16 protein-coding genes are annotated in these 18,302 nt (G+C 72.2%); 10 read left to right on the forward strand and 6 right to left on the reverse strand.

Going from position 1 to position 18,302, the window contains the following annotated elements:
• Positions 1-11 precede the first annotated feature (11 nt).
• On the reverse strand, positions 12-1,715 hold the full coding sequence (locus FLX08_RS22345) for an FAD-dependent monooxygenase (protein WP_142620956.1): 1,704 nt from the start codon (positions 1,713-1,715) through the stop codon (positions 12-14).
• A gap of 300 nt (positions 1,716-2,015) precedes the next feature.
• On the opposite strand from FLX08_RS22345, the gene FLX08_RS22350 reads away from it, so the two are divergent.
• The 5 genes from FLX08_RS22350 (at position 2,016) to FLX08_RS22370 (ending at position 8,807) form a co-directional block, all read left to right on the forward strand.
• Positions 2,016-2,972, forward strand: a complete 957-nt coding sequence (locus FLX08_RS22350; RefSeq protein ID WP_142620958.1) for a LysR family transcriptional regulator — start codon at positions 2,016-2,018, stop codon at positions 2,970-2,972.
• Positions 2,973-3,167: 195 nt separating this feature from the next.
• The gene (gene hisC / locus FLX08_RS22355; RefSeq protein WP_167530527.1) at positions 3,168-4,238 is read left to right on the forward strand and encodes a histidinol-phosphate transaminase; all 1,071 of its coding nucleotides are present in this window, start codon (positions 3,168-3,170) and stop codon (positions 4,236-4,238) included.
• Positions 4,239-4,320: 82 nt separating this feature from the next.
• Positions 4,321-5,625: an MFS transporter gene (locus FLX08_RS22360; protein ID WP_167530528.1), complete on the forward strand. Its 1,305-nt coding sequence runs from the start codon at positions 4,321-4,323 to the stop codon at positions 5,623-5,625.
• Positions 5,626-5,691: 66 nt separating this feature from the next.
• Complete coding sequence (locus tag FLX08_RS22365; protein WP_142620964.1) at positions 5,692-7,302, forward strand: thiamine pyrophosphate-binding protein; 1,611 nt, start codon at positions 5,692-5,694, stop codon at positions 7,300-7,302.
• Positions 7,303-7,352: 50 nt separating this feature from the next.
• Complete coding sequence (locus tag FLX08_RS22370) at positions 7,353-8,807, forward strand: aldehyde dehydrogenase family protein (RefSeq protein ID WP_142620965.1); 1,455 nt, start codon at positions 7,353-7,355, stop codon at positions 8,805-8,807.
• A 35-nt stretch (positions 8,808-8,842) separates the two neighbouring features.
• Here FLX08_RS22370 and FLX08_RS22375 read toward each other — a convergent pair whose 3' ends face one another.
• The 3 genes from FLX08_RS22375 to FLX08_RS22385 form a co-directional block, all read right to left on the reverse strand.
• Complete coding sequence (locus FLX08_RS22375) at positions 8,843-9,280, reverse strand: hypothetical protein (protein ID WP_142620967.1); 438 nt, start codon at positions 9,278-9,280, stop codon at positions 8,843-8,845.
• A gap of 64 nt (positions 9,281-9,344) precedes the next feature.
• A complete protein-coding gene (locus tag FLX08_RS22380; RefSeq protein WP_142620968.1) occupies positions 9,345-9,950 on the reverse strand; it encodes a class I SAM-dependent methyltransferase in 606 nt (201 codons plus the stop codon).
• A 74-nt stretch (positions 9,951-10,024) separates the two neighbouring features.
• A complete protein-coding gene (locus FLX08_RS22385) occupies positions 10,025-10,669 on the reverse strand; it encodes a hypothetical protein (protein WP_142620970.1) in 645 nt (214 codons plus the stop codon).
• 181 nt (positions 10,670-10,850) lie between these two features.
• On the opposite strand from FLX08_RS22385, the gene FLX08_RS22390 reads away from it, so the two are divergent.
• The 3 genes from FLX08_RS22390 to FLX08_RS22400 all read left to right on the forward strand — a co-directional run bounded on the left by FLX08_RS22390 (position 10,851) and on the right by FLX08_RS22400 (position 14,676).
• On the forward strand, positions 10,851-12,866 hold the full coding sequence (locus tag FLX08_RS22390; protein WP_142620972.1) for a sensor histidine kinase: 2,016 nt from the start codon (positions 10,851-10,853) through the stop codon (positions 12,864-12,866).
• Positions 12,857-13,504, forward strand: a complete 648-nt coding sequence (locus tag FLX08_RS22395) for a response regulator transcription factor (RefSeq protein WP_142620974.1) — start codon at positions 12,857-12,859, stop codon at positions 13,502-13,504. Before FLX08_RS22390 ends, FLX08_RS22395 begins: the two co-directional genes overlap by 10 nt.
• A gap of 338 nt (positions 13,505-13,842) precedes the next feature.
• Positions 13,843-14,676 carry a metallophosphoesterase family protein gene (locus FLX08_RS22400; protein ID WP_142620976.1) on the forward strand — a complete coding sequence of 278 codons (834 nt, stop codon included), beginning with the start codon at positions 13,843-13,845 and terminating at the stop codon, positions 14,674-14,676.
• Between the two features lie 135 nt (positions 14,677-14,811).
• On the opposite strand, the gene FLX08_RS22405 is transcribed toward FLX08_RS22400, so the two are convergent.
• Positions 14,812-15,396, reverse strand: a complete 585-nt coding sequence (locus FLX08_RS22405) for a TetR/AcrR family transcriptional regulator (protein ID WP_142620978.1) — start codon at positions 15,394-15,396, stop codon at positions 14,812-14,814.
• A 141-nt stretch (positions 15,397-15,537) separates the two neighbouring features.
• Between FLX08_RS22405 and FLX08_RS22410 the strand changes: the two genes are divergently transcribed.
• A complete protein-coding gene (locus FLX08_RS22410) occupies positions 15,538-16,968 on the forward strand; it encodes an MFS transporter (RefSeq protein WP_142620980.1) in 1,431 nt (476 codons plus the stop codon).
• 91 nt (positions 16,969-17,059) lie between these two features.
• Here FLX08_RS22410 and FLX08_RS22415 read toward each other — a convergent pair whose 3' ends face one another.
• Positions 17,060-17,254: a helix-turn-helix domain-containing protein gene (locus FLX08_RS22415; RefSeq protein WP_142620982.1), complete on the reverse strand. Its 195-nt coding sequence runs from the start codon at positions 17,252-17,254 to the stop codon at positions 17,060-17,062.
• Here FLX08_RS22415 and FLX08_RS22420 point away from each other — a divergent pair.
• Positions 17,237-18,256, forward strand: coding sequence for an LLM class flavin-dependent oxidoreductase (locus FLX08_RS22420; protein ID WP_142620984.1), 1,020 nt, complete (start codon positions 17,237-17,239; stop codon positions 18,254-18,256). The two genes, FLX08_RS22415 and FLX08_RS22420, sit on opposite strands and share 18 nt — an antisense overlap.
• Positions 18,257-18,302 lie beyond the last annotated feature (46 nt).

Here is an 18,302-nt window from a genome sequence, read left to right on the forward strand (position 1 = left end):
TGCAGACGATCTCAGCGGGTGGAGGTGGTGACGACGCCGACGCCCTGCCCACTCCGAGCGCGGGGCGAGCGGTGCGCGGCACCGAGGCGGGCGGCGAAGACGGCGACGTCCGGCGGCAGCGCGGTTCCCCGCCACGCCACGTGCTGGTCGCGGCGGGCGACGACGAACGGCGTCGTGTACGCGGGGTCCTGGGCGCCTTCGGGGAACCGGACCACGATGACGGGCAGGCCGGCGGCGCGTGCCTCCTGCGCCCACCGCTCCGCGGCGTCGAAGTGGTCGAGCGCCACGAGGGTGTACCACGGGCCGAGGTGGTCGTAGAGCGACGAGCCGTCCGCGAGCCAGTGGTGGGGGAGGCGGCAGCCCGGCACCGTGGAGGGCGTGTAGGTGCCCATCGTGTATTCGGGCGCCCGGCCGTCCGGAACGATGATCGGGCTGCCGGCGTAGCTGTATCCGAAGTTGAGGCCCGCGGCGGCGAACTGCTGCACGTTCAGGTCGTACGCGAGCTTCCCGAAGGCCTCGCGGGCGGCGTCCCCCTCGGGGCCGTCGGCCTCCAGGCCGGCGGGCACGTCCGTGTCGGCGATCTTCCGCAGGTGGGACATCGCGAATCGGGACACCTGGTCGGTGATCGGCAGGCGCTCGGCCTCGTAGGCGTCCAGGATCGACTCGTCCGCCCAGCCGGTGATCACGGCGCTCAGCAGCCACGACAGGTTGAGACCGTCGGCGATGCCGGCGTTCATGCCATAGCCGCCGTACGGCACCCAGAGATGAGCGGCGTCACCGGCGATGAAGACGCGGCCGTCGCGGAACCGGTCGGCCACGAGACGGCGGGCGATCCAGTCCTCTCGGGAGACGAACTCGTAGGACTGGTCGTCGGAGAGCCCGAGGATGTCGCGGATCGCGCGGTCGCGGTCGACCTCCTCGCGCTCGGCCTCCTCCGGGCTCAGATAGGTGTGGATCAGGAACGTCTCGACGCCGTCGATGGAGTAGACGTGGCCGTTCCGGCGGCCGTTGTAGACGTAGTAGCCCCACGCCTTGCCCGCCGACATGTGGTCGTACAGGTCCGGCATCCTGATGCACGTCGACTGGACGTGCTGCAGGACGGGGTCGCCGTCGAACCGCGACCCGATGGTCTTGCGTACGAGCGAGCGGCCGCCGTCGGCGCCGACGAGATAACGGCCGCGGAGAGTCGCCGTCTCCTGCGTGCCCACCGGGACGATCTCCACCGTCACGCCGTGCTCGTCCTGGGCGACCGCGACGGCCCTGACCTCGTTGCGGAGGCTGACGTGCCGGAGGGAGGCCACGTGCTCCTCCAGGACGGGTTCGAGGAACCGCTGGTTGACGCGATGCGCCGGCTCGGCGGCCGCCCAGGTGGTGTCGGGGCCCCGCCCGGTGCCGTCGCGACGCGCGGAGGCGGAGGGGATCGGGATGCGGCCGAACTCCCTGCCGGTCACCGCGGTGAGGAAGGCGACGTCCTGGGGGTGATCGGCGGGCAGGCCGGCCGAGCGCACCCTGCCGGCCAGCCCGAAGCGTCGGAACGCCTCCATCGTGCGGGCGGCCACGTGGTTGCACTTGACGTTCGGGGCGTCGAGGTAGGGGTTCTCCTCGATGACGATCGCCGACACTCCGTGCGCGTCCAGCTCCATCGCGGCCAGCAGGCCGACGGGTCCCCCGCCGACGATGATGACGTCGGCGTCGAAGGTGGTGGAGTTGGTCACTGTAGGGGACTCCCATCGGTCAGCGGATCACGGCGAGATCGCGCTGGTTGCATGCGGGGATGACGGACGGTGCCACGCTCAGGAGGAACGGCACGCGCCGGCCCCACGTCAGGGGTGCGTAGAGTCGAGACCGCCCCGGCATGGGGCCTGGTCGGACGTTCGGCGGGCATCGTCGCATTCCTGGTAGGGGGATCGGGGGCGCTCCATGACGAACCTCGATGGAGGGACACATCGAGTGTGCGGGCACCAACTTCATCAAGCAATGACAACTATCAGGATTGATAGTTCAAGGAGACTAAAGTGAACGGAGCGTCGGCGCTCTCGCTCAGGCAGCTCCAGTACTTCTGCGCCGTCGTCGAGAGCGGCTCGGTCACCGAGGCGGCGAGGAGACTGCACGTGTCCGCCGGCGGGGTCTCCCTCGCCATCACGCAGCTGGAGGAGCTCCTCGACGTCCAGCTCACGCTGCGCACGCGCGGCAAGGGCGTGGAGATCACCGATGCCGGGCGGAGCGTCTACGAGACCGCCCGGGTGATCGCCCGCAGCCTCGAGGACATCCAGGAGATGGCCGCGACCATCCGCGGCGAGCTGAGCGGCCCGCTGCGGGTGGGGATCTTCACGACGCTGTCCCCGTGGCTGTTCCCGCAGATGGCGGAGTATTTCGCCGAGCATCACCCCGCGATCGATCTCCAGCTGGAGGAGGGGGCGTCGGCGGCGCTCCAGACGCTCCTGACCGAGGGAAGGCTGGACGCGGCCCTCCTGTACGAGAACCACGTCGTCGCCGAGGTCGACGTGCAGCGCCTCGCCCCCGTGAGGCTGCAGCTCGCCGTCTCGCCCGATCATCCGCTGGCCGGCCAGGACAAGGTCTGGCTCAGCGCCCTGCGCGACGAGTACGCCGTCCTCCTCGCCATGCGCCCGGCCACCGACCACGTGGAGGAGATCCTGCGCAACGCCGGCATCACGCCCCGCGTGCGCTGGCGGAGCGCGAACGTCGAGACGATCCGCTCACTCGTCGCGCGGGGCCTCGGCTACACGATCATCATGGGCCGTCCCCACGGCGACCTGACCTACGACGGCAAGCCGATCGTGTATCGCCCCATCGCGGACGAGATCCCCCCGAACCACATCGTGCTCGCCACGGCGCCCGGCGCCCGGCGCACCGCCCGGGTCGAAGCGCTGCGGGCGTACTGCCGCGAAGCGGTCGCGGGTCATTTCGCCTCGCGCGACGGCATGCCCGTGAGCAAGACCGGAATGCTCTGAGGGGCGACGGGCCCCGACGGTGCAGGGGCTGCGCCCCTCCGAGTGCGACGGCCGTGACTGAAGTTTCGATTTTTTGAATTGTTTAGCCGGATATTTGTGATTGCCGTAATCCCACTGGTGGGCGCAATGTGGTGCAACCGACCGCGGGGCCACGACGACGGCACGCGGGCGGCGATCGTTCACCGAAGGAGAGACGTGGGATCACTGAGGATCGCCCACCGGCTCGAAGGACTGCCTCCGTACGTGCCGGGCCGACGTCCCGAACGCGGACAGACGCGCAGACAGGCGCGCCTCGCGTCCAACGAGGTCCCCTGGCCTCCGCAGGCGGCGATCGTGGACGCGATGCGGGCCGCGCTCGATGACGCACACCGCTATCCGGACATGCAATACGCCGAGCTTCGCGCCGCCATCGCGGCGCACGTCGGCCGGCCGTCCGGCCACATCGCGGTCGCGAACGGTTCCACCGCGCTGCTGCGGGACATCGTCGGCGTCCTCGCCGACACCGGTTCCGAGGTGGTCTTCGCCGAGCCGAGCTTTCCCTATTACCGCACCGCCGCCGTCGCCAACGCGGCCGTGCCGGTCGCCGTTCCGCTGCTGGGGCACGCACACGACCTGGACGCCATGCGGGACGCCGTCACCGAGCGCACCCGGGTCGTCGTCATCTGCAACCCGAACAACCCGACGGGCACGGCGTACACGAACGCGGAGCTCACGGACTTCCTGGCACGCGTGCCCGAGGACGTCGCCGTCGTCCTCGACGAGGCGTACGTCGAGTTCGCGACGGACGTCGACGGCCTGGAGCTGGTGGACGGGCATCCGAACGTGATCGTCGTCCGCACGCTCAGCAAGGCCCACGGCCTCGCCGGCCTGCGCATCGGCTACGCCATCGGCGACGGCGAGGTGATGAGCTACGTGTCGCGCCTGGGAGTGCCGTTCCGCATCGACGCCGTCGCCGTCGCGGGGGCGCTGGCCGCGCTCCGGCCGGAGCAGGTGGCCGAGTCCGGGCGTCGCGTGGCGGCGATCGTGGCGGAGCGCGCACGCCTCACCGCGGCGCTCCGCTCCCGCGGATGGACCGTGGTCGAATCCGCGGCGAACTTCGTCTTCCTCCCGCTGGGCGAATCGGCCGCGGAGGTGGCCGGGGAATGCGCGGCGAAGGGCGTGCTCGTGCGCCCGATCGGCGGCGGCATACGCGTGACCGTCGGCTCCCCGGAGGACACCGAGCAGCTCCTCGGCGCCCTCCCCGTCCTCTCCACCGACCTCCGCTGACACACCGACCTCCGCTGACACACCGTCCCTCCGCTGACACACCGTCGCGGCCATACCTGAAAGACCCCCCATGGAATCGAACATGACCGTCACGCCGCAGGACCGATCCGACTCGCTCTGGCACGGCCCGATGCGACGTGTCCTGATGTCCAGCTTCAGCGGCAGCGTGATCGAGTTCTACGACTTCGTCCTGTACGTCATCGCGGCCGCGGTCGTCTTCCCGCACGTCTTCTTCGACAACCTCTCGCCGACCATGGCGACCATCGCGTCCTTCGTCACGCTCGCCGTCGGGTACGTCGGGCGGCCGCTCGGAGGCGTGATCTTCGGCCACTTCGGCGACCGGCTCGGCCGCAAGGGCGTGCTCGTCACCACCATGCTCCTCATGGGCATCTCGACCACGGCGATCGGGCTCCTTCCCGCCACCGCCACCGTCGGTGTCCTGGCGCCGATCCTCCTCGTCCTCTGCCGGGTCCTGCAGGGGGTGGCCGTCGGCGGCGAGTGGGGCGGGGCCATGCTCATCGCCCTGGAGAACTCGCCCGGCGCCAAGCGCGGTTTCGCGGCCTCGTTCGCGAGCCTCGGCGCACCGGCCGGCGCGATGCTCGCCACCGGCTCCATCTCCCTCGCCTCCAGCCTCCCGCAGGACCAGTTCCTCTCCTGGGGATGGCGCATTCCCTTCCTGTTCAGCGTCCTGCTCGTCGTGGTCGGGATGACGATCCGCCTGAAGGTCAGCGAGAGCCCGCTGTTCAAGTCGCTGGACCTGGAGGCGGAGAAGCGGAAGGTGCCGATCCTGGAGGTCCTGCGCCGCTATCCGTCGCAGGCCGCGCTCGGCATCATCGTCGCGATCAGCCAGCTGACCATCGACGGCATCGCCACCTCATGGGCGGTCAACCACAGCGTCGAGCTCGGGGCCGACCGCACGACCATCCTGAACCTGAAGATCTTCGGCTCGATCGCCCTCCTCGTCGCGGCCATCATCAGCGCCCGGCTGAGCGACCGCTGGGGGCGTCGCCTGCCCCTGACCATCGGCATCGTCGCAGCGCTGATCTTCGTCTTCCCGATGCTCACCCTGATCCAGACGGGCACCGCGGGGGGCTTCGCCGTCGCCGTCATCGTCGGCCAGTTCATCCAGGGATTCATCCTCGGCCCGCTCGCCGCGTTCCTGGCGGAGCTGTTCCCCACGCGCCTGCGGTTCACCGGCGCCTCGCTGTGCTTCCAGACCGCCTCGGCGCTCGGCTCGGGCTTCACGCCGCTCATCGCGACCTCCCTGGTCGCCGTCGGCGGGGGAATCGCCGTGCTCGGCTGGGTGTGGATGGGTGTCCTCGCCGTCTGCCTCGTGGCGACCCTGATCGCATCGGAGGGCCGGAAGCGGGACCTCAGCGCCATCTAGCGGTTCGAGGCACTCCCGTAGAAGCCCCGCATCACACCCGCTCAGCAGCGGAGGAAAGGTAAGACAATGACGAAGACCGGTGGAGAGCTCCTCGCCGAACAGCTGATCGCCGAGGGCGTTCAAACGATCTTCGGCGTTCCCGGGATCCAGCTCGACTACGCGATGGACGGTCTCGCGCAGCACCGCGAGTCGATCGACTTCATCTCGGCACGGCACGAGCAGGGCGCCGCATACATGGCGGACGGCTACGCGCGGGTGGCAGGCAGGCCCGGTGTCTGCATGGTCGTCCCCGGGCCCGGGCTTCTTAACGCCGCCGCGGCGCTGTCGACGGCGTACGCGACGAACGGCCCCGTCGTCTGCATCGCCGGTCAGATCCCCTCGCCGGCCATCGGCCGGGGTCTCGGCATGCTGCACGAGATCCCGGGGCAGTCGGACCTTCTCCGTTCGCTCACCAAGTGGAACGGGATCGCGATGTCGCCCGAGGAGATCCCCGGTCTCGTACGCGAAGCGTTCAGGCAGGTCTCCAGCGGACGCCCGCGGCCCGTCGGCATCGAGATCCCGCCGGACGTGCTCCAGGCGAAGACGACCGCCGGGGTGGCGGCCCCCGGGGGCGACCTCCCCGGTGAGATCGACGAGGGCGCGGTCGACCGTGCCGCCGAGCTCCTCGCCGCCGCCGAACGGCCCGTGATCGTCGCGGGGGGAGGGGTGCGCGACGCCGCCTCCGGCGCCGCGCTCCAGGCGCTCGCCGAGCGCCTCGGCGCGCCCGTCGTCACCAGCAGGAACGGCAAGGGCGCCATCAGCGACCGGCACCCGCTCGCCCTGTCGCGCCTGGCCGGTGCGGACGTCCTCGCGGACGCCGACGTCGTGCTCGCCGTCGGCACCCGCTTCGTCACCATGACCGGGCAGCCGGTCGTCCGGCCCGGACGCCGCCGCCTCATCGCGATCAACGCCGACCCCGCCGACGTGGACGCGCCCCGCGCGTTCGACGTCGCCGTCATCGCCGACGCCAGGGCCGCGCTGGAGGCGATCGCCGCCGCCCTCCCCGAGGGCACGCGTGAGGCGCCGGATCTCGACGGTCACCGCAAGCGGGAACACGACGCCCTTCGCGTGATCGCGCCGCAGGTGGAGTGGCTGCGGGCGATCCGCGCGGCCCTGCCCGACGACGGCGTCTTCGTCGAGGAGCTCACGCAGATCGGCTACGCGGCGCGCCTGGCGTTCCCCGTCTACCAGCCGGGGACCTACGTGACGCCCGGCTACCAGGGCACGCTCGGCTACGGGTTCCCGACCGGCCTCGGCGCGGCCATCGGAGCCCGGGGCCGGCAGGTCGTCTCGATCAACGGCGACGGTGGTTTCGGGTGGGCGCTGCAGGAGCTGTCCACCGCCGCCAAGTACGCTGTCGGGCTCGTGACCGTGGTGTTCCGCAACGACGCGTTCGGCAATGTCCAGCGCATCCAGACCGAGACGTTCGGCCGCACCATCGGCGTGGAGCTCAACAACCCCGACTTCGTCGCCCTGGCCGGAGAGTTCGGCGTCGCGGCCGAGCGGGTCACCACGCCGGACGCGCTCGCCGCCGCGATCCGCAACGCCCGCGGGACGGACGCGCCGGTGCTCATCGAGGTTCCGATCGGTGACGTCCCCTCCCCGTGGAAGCTCCTGGCGGAGCCGTCCATCGGCTGAGCGGCACATTCAGGGCCTTACCCGACTCACGATCCAGGAAGGCTGGATTCATGGCATCACCCAGGGGCACCGTCGACGATTCGCTGTGGCTGGACAACACCCGGGCCGCCGCGTCGGGGACGACGTACGTGCCGGTGGACGACTCCGCGACCGGTGAGGAGATCGCCAGGGTGCGGTCCGCGACCGGGGAGGACGTCGACCGCGCGTTCGACTCGGCCGCACGCGCGCAGCGGCGGTGGGCGGACGTCTCGCCCGCCGATCGCGTCGCCGTGCTCGCGAAGGCCGCCGACATCCTGGAAGGCATGGCGGACGACCTCGCCGTCACGATGCAGGCGGAGGTCGGCACCGTGGCGAGCCAGGTCCGCGGCGCGCAGGTCGGCCTGGGCCTCACGGCCATGCGTCTCACGGCGGCCGCGGCTCTCGACGCGATCACGGAGCGCGAGCAGATCGGCGGCTCGGACGTCGTCCGGGAGCCCGCCGGCGTCGTCGGCGCGATCACCCCGTGGAACTATCCGCTGTTCCAGGTGGCCCTGAAGGTGGCGCCGGCGATCGCCGCCGGCTGCGCCGTCGTGCTCAAGCCGGCGGAGGTCGCGCCGCTCACGACGTTCCTCGTGGCGGAGGCGTTCGCCGAGGCCGGGCTTCCCGCGGGCGTGCTGAACGTCGTCTGCGGCGGCGGCGCGAGCGTGGGCGGCGCGGTCGCGGGCCATCCGCGCGCGGACTTCGTCTCCTTCACCGGGTCCGTCGCGGCCGGGCGCAAGGTCGCCATGGCCGCTGCCCGGTGGGGCACGCGCACGTCGCTGGAGCTGGGCGGAAAGAGCGCCGCGATCGTCCTCGACGACGACGAGGAGAAGGTGCGGGCGGCGGTGCGGCACACGACCGCAAGCTGCTTCGGCAACGCGGGGCAGACGTGTGCGGCGCTGTCCCGGCTGATCATTCCGCGCCGCCTCCTCGCAGAGGCCGAGGACGAGGTGCGCGCCGTGCTGGAGCAGGTCGTCGTGGGCGACCCCTCCGACGCGGCGAGCACCGTCGGGCCGCTGGCGAGCCGGGAACAACGCGACAGAGTGGCCGAGCACCTCCGCGTCGCCGGGAAGACCGCGGGGGTGCGCACGGTCGCGGCGAAGGACGTCTCCCACCTCACGCGCGGCTGGTACGCGCCACCCACGGTGGTCGTGGCCGACGACCCGGGCGCGCCGATCGTGCAGGAGGAGGTGTTCGGGCCCGTGCTCGCGATCCAGCCCGCCGACGACGAGGCGCATGCGATCGAGCTCGCAGAGGGGACGCGGTTCGGCCTCATCGCCCGCGTGTGGACCGATGACGATGCCCGCTTCGAGCGCGTCGCCCGGCGCCTTCGCGTCGGCGGCGTGATCCAGAGCGACGCGCCGACCGTGTGGGACGCGCCGTTCGGCGGCGTCAAGGACTCCGGCTATGGGCGCGAGCGCGGCGCGTACGGCGTCGAGGAGTACCTCGTTCCCAAGTCCCTGCAACGCAGAGCGCCACAGGCCTGACCCCTCCCGGCATCAGGCGGATGGACGTGGTGCCATCAGGGATGGCTCGTCTCCTTCCAGGCGAGGAGCACCAGGGCGAGGGCGGTCATCGCGGCGACAGCCGCGAGCGCTATCCAGAACCCGGGGAGTAGCACGGTCCCCTCCTCGGGGGGTGCGAGCTCGATCGGCATCAGCGCCACGACCACCCCGAGGAACAGACCGCCGGCCAGGCGCCGGTTCACGACGAGCCCGGCCAGCACCGTCATGACCACGGCGCCGATGCTCATCGCCACAGTCGCCCAGTCGGACAAGGCCCGGCTAGGGCCGTCGAACATGAAGCAGCAGGCAACGTAGTCACGGCCCCCGAAGCCGACCACCGGGGTAGCCGTTTGCGGCAGCCAATGACCGGCCAGGTAGACCAGCGGCAGCACCCCGAGGAGGGCCCAGGCTCTGCCGTCCCGCCGCCAGGTGAACCGGTCGCTGCGGTGCCACACTGCCGACGATGTACCGGATGCCTCCACCCGAGGCACTCTGGGAGCAGACGACCCGGGCGCCCTGTCAGGCCGGGCGGAGCAGGGCGACCAGGAAGCTGGAGTCGTCCCGGAACGGACGCAGGTCCCAGGTGGACAGCAGCAGGTCGGGTTCGAACCCGCAGGCGGCCGCGTCCGCGAGGAACTCGCCGAACTCGTAGCCGCGGTCGGCGCCGAAGCCGATCGCGGCCCGGCCGTCCGGCGTGAGGTGCGCGCGGAACCGTCGCAGCACGTCACGGCGGGTGCTCGGCGCGAGGAACGTCATCACGTTCCCGGCGCAGACGACGGCATCGAACGGTGCGGTGACGCCCTGCGCGGGAAGGTCGAGTTCGGCCAGGTCGCCGACCATCCACAGCGGCCCGGGGTGGTCCTGCTCCGCGGCCTCGATCAGAGCCGGGTCGACATCGACACCGACGACGTCGTGGCCGGCCTCGGCCAGCGCGCCGCCGACCCGGCCGGACCCGCAGCCGGCGTCGAGGATGCGGGCGCGGCGCGGCACCATGGCGTCCACGAGGCGGGCCTCCCCGGCGAGGTCGTCACCGGCGCGAGCCATGGAGCGGAAGCGCTCGATGAACCAGGTGGAGTGACCGGGGTCGGCGGTGACTTTCCGCATCCATTTGCTCTGTTCGACCATGCCTGCATTCTCCCGCGCCGGAGGAGGCCATCGGCACCGAGGGGTGACGACCGGGTCAGGCGGATACTCGGGGGTCATTTCCGGATCATCGCCATCACTCCGACGGCGACGGCCCAGACGCCGATGAGCGACCCGACCGGGAACAGGGGGTCGAACCGGTCGGTGAAGGCGATGGTGGCGGAGGCGAGCGCGTAGGCCAGCCCGCCGGCCAGGCCGAGCGCGAGCGTGACGCGGTTGCCGGCCGTACGGGTGAGCCCGCCGGCGACGGCGAGGAACACGATGCTCAGTGCCCAGAGCGTGTCGATGATCGTCTCGTTCCAGGTCTGCAGCGTGTAGACGGCCGTCGGCCGGCCCGCCACGAGGGAATCGGCCCCCAGCGCGGCGAACAGGTGCGCGGCCATGCCGGCGGTGGCGAGGACCCCGATGCCGGTGACGACCTTGGCCGCCGTGGCCATGCTCGCGCCGAGGCCGCGGCGTGAGATCGCGAATACCCCGGCGGTGAACAGGACCATCGAGAGCAGCAGCAGTGCGTGGGAGGGATACCAGCTCGGCTGCACGAGCATCTCGTGCAACTGCTGGACCTTGTCGCCCTGGCCGCTGTCGCCGGGATGGGTGGCGCCGCCGGCGACGAAGGCGACGCCGCCCAGCACCAGGCAGGCGCCGCCGGCCCGGTCGAGCCGCGAGACGGTGGAAGGGCGTGTTGTGACCGGCGTGCTCATGGCTGCCTCCTCGTGCAGGCCGTCGATGGGTCAACGGTGGCCGAAGGGCGTCCTTCGCGGATGCGTGCACACCCTGCTTTTCCGCTGCGTGCGCACCCTGCTTTTCGCTGCGTGCGCACCCTGCTCTTCCGCAGGGAAAACCCTCATTCGCAGGGATGGCCGGCTGTGTCACCATTCCGGTGTGGCCGCAGCGCCGAACGCGTACGAGGACGCCCCGCCGGCAGCCCGCGAGGCAGCACTCGGCGTGGTGGCGCTGGTGGTCGCCGTGCTCGTCACCTACGGGTGGCATCTCGGGTTCCACCTCGCGAACGCCCACAACGGGCTGATCGCGGCGTCGTGGACGGCGGTCGGGCTCTACGTCGTACGGATGCGGTCCCGGCACCGGGAGGGCTGGCTGTTCGTCGCCACGGGTGTGGTGCACGCCGTGATGTTCTTCGGCCGGCAGTACGGCCTGCACGAAGGCCCGTTGCCGGCGGCGTCGTGGCTGGGATGGGTCGGCGTCTGGCCGCTGCCGCTCGCGATCGCGGCGTTCGGCTGGATGCTGATGGCCTTCCCCGACGGCAGGCTGCTCTCCCGGACATGGCGCCGTGCCGCGTGGGGCATGGCCGCGGTGGCGGGCGTGATGGCGGCGGCCTCCGCGGTGTGGCCGGTGGAGTACGACCGGACCGGTTTGGTCGCGCCGCACCCGTTCGACGTGCCCGGAGCCGCGGCGGCCGCCGGGGTGTGGGAGTACGCGCAGTTCGGCTACCTGCTCTTCCAGGCGCTCGGGACGGCCGCGATCGTGGTCCGCCTGCGGCGTGCCGGCGGTGACGAGGCGCGCCGGATGCGGTGGCTGGTGTTCGCGGTCGTGATGGACATCCTGATCCTGGCGGCCGGGCTGGCGGTCTTCGGCAGCCCGGTGCCGGGGTTGCTCGCCCTGCCGCTCGTTCCGGTCGCCGCCGCGTTCGGGATCCTGAAGCACCGGCTCTACGACATCGACCCGGTCATCAACAAGACCATCGTCGTCGGGGCGATGCTGCTGCTCGTCACCGCCGGCTATGTCGCGCTCGTGGTCGGCGTCGGCGGGCTGGTGCCGGTGGAGGAGCGCTGGCGGTCGCTGTTCGCGACCGCCGTCGTCGCGGTCGCGTTCGAGCCGCTGCGGCGGCGTGCCCAGCGTCTGGCCGACCGCCTCGTCTACGGCCCGCGGGCGACGCCGTACGAGGCGCTGTCCCGGCTGTCCGCCCAGCTCACCGCGGCGCCGGAGGAGCTGCTGGACGGGATCGCCGCGACGGTCGCGAGCGCGCTCGGCGCGAGGGAGGTGGTCGTCTGGGTCGGCGACGAGGCGTGCATGGTCGCGCGGGCGGGCTGGCCTCATCCCGTGAGCCGGGCCGATCCGGCGCCCCTGAGCGGGCTGCGTCAAGGGCCGCATCACGGGCCGCGCTGGCATGTGCGGCCGATCGTCGACCAGGACGCCGCCCGCGGCGCGATCGCCGTACGCAAACCGCCCGGCGAGCCCCTGACCGCGGCCGAGGAGCGGCTGCTGGCGGACCTGGTCGCGCAGACCGGTCTGGTGATCCTCCAGCAGGAGCAGGCCCGGCAGTTGCAGGCGGCCGCGCGGCGCATCGTCTCCGCTGAGGACGCGGCACGGCGGCGCCTGGAGCGCGATCTTCACGACGGCGTGCAACTCCGGCTGGTGACGCTGGGGCTGGAGCTCGGCGCTCTCGCCGAGCAGGCGAGGTCGTCAGGCGACGGCCTCCTCGCGTCCAGGGCCAAAGACGCCCGCGCGCACCTGCTGGAGGCCACGGCGGATCTGCGCGAACTGGCCCGTGGCCTGCATCCCATGGTGCTCGCGCAGGATGGTCTGGAGGCCGCGCTGGCGTCCGTGGCCGACAGGTCCGCCATCCCCGTACGGCTGCGCGTGAGCGTCGGGAGCAGGCTGCCCCGCGAGATCGAGGCGACGGCGTACTACCTGGTCAGCGAGTCGATCACCAACGCGGCGCGGCACTCGGCGGCGAGCGTGGTCACCGTCGACGTCACCGCCGGCGGTGATGGGTTGCGGATCGCGGTGACCGACGACGGCCGCGGCGGCGCACGGCCCGCGGCGGGCAGCGGGCTGCAGGGGCTCGCGGACCGGGTCGCCGCGCTGGGAGCCAGGCTCGAACTCGACAGCCCCGCCGGTGGCGGGACGCGGCTCAGGACGGTGCTGCCATGCGGGTGATCGTCGCCGACGACGCGCTGCTGTTCCGCGAGGGGATGGCGCGCATCCTCACCGAGATGGGTTTCGAGGTGATCGGCAGGGCACGCCACGGCGCCGAGCTGGTCGGCCTGGTGCGCCGGGATCCGCCCGCCGTGGTCATCACCGACCTGCGGATGCCGCCGGGCTTCGCCGACGAGGGCATCGAGGCCGCCGCCGAGATCCGGTCCTTCGCCCCGCAGGTGGGGCTCATGCTGCTGTCGCAGTACGTCGAGGTGCACCACGCGCTGCGGCTCATGAACGAGTTCGACGGCGCGGTCGGCTACCTCCTCAAGGACCGGGTGTCGGACCTCGGAGCGTTCGCCGTCGACATCCGCCGCGTCGCGGCCGGCGAGGTCGTCATCGACCCGGAGCTGGTGTCGCGGCTGGTCGGCCGCCGCCGGGAACACGACCCCCTCGCCGAGCTCACCGATCGCGAGCGCGAGGTCTTGGCGCTGATGGCCCAGGGGCTGACCAACGCGGCACTGGCCACGGAGCTGTTCGTCAGCCCGAAGACCGTCGAGGGCTACGTACGCAGCGTCTTCACCAAACTCGGCCTGCCCCCGGGCGAGCGGGAGCACCGGCGCGTGCTGGCGGTGTTGCAGTTCCTGCGCAAGCACTGACCCTCACCGTGCCGGTCCGGGTGTGCCGGTCCGGTGTGCCGGTCCGGTGTGCCGGAAAAGCGGCCGGGCCCTGGCCGAGCTCGGCGAGGCCGCCGCCCATGTCGGGCCGCCGCGCTTGGCGCCGCGCCCGTGTCCGTGCTCCCATGCCTGTCATGGAGGGGCGATGACACGGTCCTTATGGAATTGTCCGGACGAAGTCTCTGGGCCGCAGCGGCGGTCCCGCTGGGACCTGGCCGTCCACGGTGAACCCGAAGGCCCGAGAGGGAAACGCTGCGCGGCCGCCCTGCCGGTGTCCGTACGCGGGCCCGCGGAGGCGGGAGCGTCGGGGGAGGCCGCCCTTGTCTAGCGGACGGCTCTTCGCCATCAGCGACCTCCACATCGGTTACCCCGAGAACCGGGCGATCCTGGAGGGCCTGCGGCCGTCCTCGCCGGACGACTGGCTGCTGGTGGCCGGCGACGTGTGCGAGATCCTGGCCGACTTCGAGTGGGCGATGCGCCTGCTGGCCGGGCGCTGGGCGCGGGTCGTGTGGGCGCCGGGCAACCACGAATTGTGGACCCATCCCCGCGACCCGGTCACTTTGCGCGGGGACGCGCGCTACCGCCGCCTGGTCGAGGTGTGCCGCTCGCTGGGGGTGACGACCCCCGAGGACCCGTATCCCGTCTGGGAGGGCGCCGGCGGCCCCGCCGTGATCGCCCCGCTGTTCGTCCTTTACGACTACACCTTCCGCACCCCCGGTGTGCGGACCGCGGAGGAGGCGCTCGCCCTCGCGTACGAGACCGGGGTGGTGTGCAGCGACGAGATGTTCCTGCACCCCGACCCGTACCCGTCACGGCAGGCGTGGTGCGCCGCGCGGCTGGAGGAGACCGAGCGGCGGCTGCGTGAGGTGCCGGACGGCCTGCCCGCGATCCTGGTCAACCACTATCCCCTGGTCCGCGAGCCGACCCGGATCCTGAGGTATCCGCAGTTCGCCATCTGGTGCGGCACCGAGGCCACCGCCGCCTGGCACCTGCGCTTCCGCGCGGCCACGGTCGTGTACGGCCACCTGCACATCCCGAGGACCACCTGGCACGACGGCGTCCGCTTCGAGGAGGTCTCCCTGGGCTACCCGCGCGAGTGGAAGCCCCGGGCCACCCCTCCGGGCCGGCCGCGCCAGATCCTGCCGGTCCCGTGACCGAGCGGATCCCGGGGCGGCCGGCGTGGAGGTGTTCGACGACCCGCCGTTGACCATCCGTACGCGCGGAGCGGGCGGAACGACCCCGCGCCATGGCGGGGCATCCGCTCGGATCGGATGGGATCGCGCGGAGAGTCAGTCGCGCGTGGTGATGCCCTCCAGCATCAGTTCGAGGAAGCGGGAGCTGCCGTCCCGGTCGGGGGTCGCCTGCTCGCGCACCCAGGCGGCGCCGCTGAGGAGGTCGAACAGCTCGTCGGGGGTCAGGTCGTGCCGCACCCTGCCGGCCGCCTGGGCGGCGCGCAGCAGGTCGGCGCCGCTGCGGTGCATCGCGCTGCACATCGTGTGGGAGGGCGTGCCCTCGTCGTACATGCTCTGCGCGAGGATGCCCACCAGGCCGCGGAAGGTGCTGAAGTGGACCACCGCCTCGCGCATCCAGGCGACCAGCGCGTCGAGCGGATCCGGCCCGGCGGCCAGTCGCTCCGCGTGGGCGACGAGGTTCTCCAGGCCGTCGCGGGTCGCGGCCTCCACCAGTGAGGCCCGCGTGGGGAAGTGCCGGTACAGCGTGCCGATCGCCACCCCGGCCTGGCTCGCGATGTCCTCCAGGGAGGCGTCGGCCCCGGCGCTCTCGAACGCCTTGCGGGCCGCGGCCAGGATCGCGTCGTAGTTGCGCCGGCCGTCGGCCCGCTTGGGGCGCCGGGCGATGTAGGGCTTGCCGTCCACCGATACCTCCCGCTTGACATCCTGAGGACGCCTCAGCTTAAATCCTCTCACCTAACCTGAGACGACCTCAGTATAAGTACGCCCGCTAACCTGAGGCCGCCTCAGTCTGATGCCCCCAGTCAGCAGACCGTGGAGGTCCCGATGACCACAGAAAGCGCCTCCGGCGACGTCTCGGCCGGCGTGCCGCGAGCCGGCCGCGCCTGGGCCCTCGTGCTCGCGGCGATCGTCGGGGCGGAGTTCATGCTCCAGCTCGACGGCACGATCGTGAACGTCGCGCTCCCGGCTCTCCAGTCCGACCTCGATCTGTCGGTGGCCGGGGGATCGTGGGTGCCGAACGGCTTCTTCCTCGCCTTCGGCGGCCTCCTGCTGTTCGCCGGCCGCCTCGGCGACGTGCTCGGGCATCGCAGGGTCTTCCTCTCCGGGGTCGGGCTGGTCGTGGTGGCGTCGCTGGTCGCCGGGCTCGCGCCGAACGTGGAGGTGCTGCTCGCGGGCCGGGTCCTGCAGGGCGCCGGCGCGGCGATCGCCGGTCCCACCGGGCTGGCGCTGCTGGCGATCGTCTTCGAGGGGGAGCGGCAGCAGCGGGCCTTCGGCCTCTACTCCACCGTCACCGGGCTCGGCGCCTCCGCCGGCATGGTGCTCGGCGGCGTGCTCACGTGGGCGGGGGACTGGCGGTGGAGCCTGCTGGTGAACGTGCCCATCGGCCTGGTCGTCATCGCGGTCGCCGTCCGGGCCCTCGGCCTGCGGGACGAGGCGACCCGGCGCCGTCCGCTCGGCCTGCCGAGCGCGCTGCTCAGCACCGCCGCCCTCGCCGCCGCCGTGTACGGCCTCGTCCAGGCCGCCGAGAACGGGTGGGGCGACCGCTGGACGCTGACCGCCCTCGGCGCCGCGGTCGTGCTGGCCGTGGTTCTCCTGCTGGTGGACCGGCGGGCCGGCGAGCCGCTGCTGCCCCTGGCCGTCTTCGCCGGGCGCGAGCGGGCCGGCGCCTTCCTCGCCCTGCTGCCGCTCGCGGCCGTGCTCACGAGCTTCCTGATCTACCTGGTGCAGTATCTCCAGGCCGTGCTGCACCTCAACGCGCTGCAGAGCGGCCTCGCGATCCTGCCGTTCGGTCTGGCGCTGCTCGGCAGCACCCAGCTCCTCACCAAGCGCATCGCCGCGATAGGTCTCAAGACGCGTGCCGTCGCCGGTCTGCTCGTGGTGCTGGCCGGAGTGGCCTGGCTGACCCGCCTCGACGGCGGCAGCACCTACGCCGGCGGCGTGCTCCCCGCCCTCGTCGTCATGGGGCTCGGCGTCGGCGTGGCGATCATTCCGTTCAACATGATCGTCCTGACCGCCGCGCCGCAGGAGTACGCCGGGGTCACCGCGGGGGTGCTGCAGACGGCGCTCACGATCGGCGGCTCGCTCGGCCTGGCCGCGATGCTGATCCCGCTCACGCAGGGCACGGCTGGTCTCGCCGAGACCATCTCGTCGGTGTTCGTCTGGGCCTGCGGCGCCCTGGTGATCGCCCTGCTCGTCGCGCTCGTCTTCTGGTATCGCCCCGGCGCGCGGGGGGCCGCACCCGCCGCCCGGGATTGACGGGGCCGGCCCCCTGAATGAGGGGCGAGCCGTCCGCGGCCGGCTCGCCCCTCGCGTCGTTCCTGTCGCCGACGTCGGTGGGTCAGTGCGTTCAGGTGGTGTAGCGCGCGACCACGCCCGTGAGGGCCGTGGCGATCCGGCGCCTGTCGGCCTCCGGCATCTCCTCGCCCAGGACGTCCAGACGCGCGCAGATCTCCGCGTGCACCTGCTCGCCGAGCCGCGCGCCCTCCGGCGTGAGGGAGATCCGGCAGGCGCGGCGGTCGTGCGGATGGCTGATCCGTGTCACGAGCTGATCGCCGACATCGTGCCGCCGGCCCGGACCGGGACCGCCAACGGCATCAACAACATCGCCCGCACCGTGGGAAGCGTCATGGGCAGTCAGCTCGCCGCCGCCGTGATCGCGTCCACCGCATCCGGCCAGACGCTCGACCTCGCGCAGAGCGCGGACGAGCTGGGCTACGACCTGTTCACCTTGAGCGACCACCTGCACGGCGGCCGTCCCAGCCTGGAGCCGCTGACCGCCTTGTCCTGGATCGCCGCCCGCACCAGGACCATCGAGGTCGGCACCAACGTGCTCGGGCTGCCCTACCGCGAGCCCCCCGTCGTGGCGAAGACCGCCGAGACGGTCGACCGGCTGTCGGGCGGGCGGCTCGTCCTCGGTCTCGGGGGCGGCGGCTTCGACCACGAGTTCGCCGCGTTCGGGCTCGCCACGCGCAGTCCGGGACAGAAGGTCGCGGCGCTGCGGGAGGCTGTCGGGATCATCCGCGGGCTGTGGACGGGGGAGCCGGTCTCGTTCCACGGCGACCACTACACCGTCCGGGACGCGGTCATCACCCCTGCTGCCCGGCGGCCCATCCCGATCTGGCTCGGCTCCTACGGCCCGCGCTCGCTGGCGCTCACCGGGGAGCTGGCCGACGGATGGCTGCCCTCGCTCGGGCGCATCTCTTTGGCGCAGGCCACCGCCATGCGCCGTGCCGTACGGCAGGCGGCGCGGGACGCCGGGCGCGACCCCGATTCGATCACATGCGCCTGCAACGTCCGGGTCCTCGTCGATCCCTCCAGGCAACCGACCCCTGAGCTCGTCACCGGCGGCGTCGACGCGGTGGTGGACCAGCTCACCGGCATCGTCGCGGCGGGCTTCACCTCTCTGCTGCTCGGCCTGCCGACCATGCGTGAGCAGGAGTTCTTCGCCCGGGAGATCATCCCGCAGGTGCGCGAGCGAGCCGCGAACCTCGCCTCCGGCCTCGCCGGCGCCGGCCCGGCGCCTGGGGCGGGCCGCACGGCATAGGAGGCCGCGCCCGCGTGAGCGAAAGTAGCCGGCGTCCGTACGAAGG

Origin of the sequence: Microbispora hainanensis, from assembly GCF_006874475.1 — a bacterium.
In the GTDB taxonomy this organism is placed as follows: domain Bacteria; phylum Actinomycetota; class Actinomycetes; order Streptosporangiales; family Streptosporangiaceae; genus Microbispora; species Microbispora hainanensis.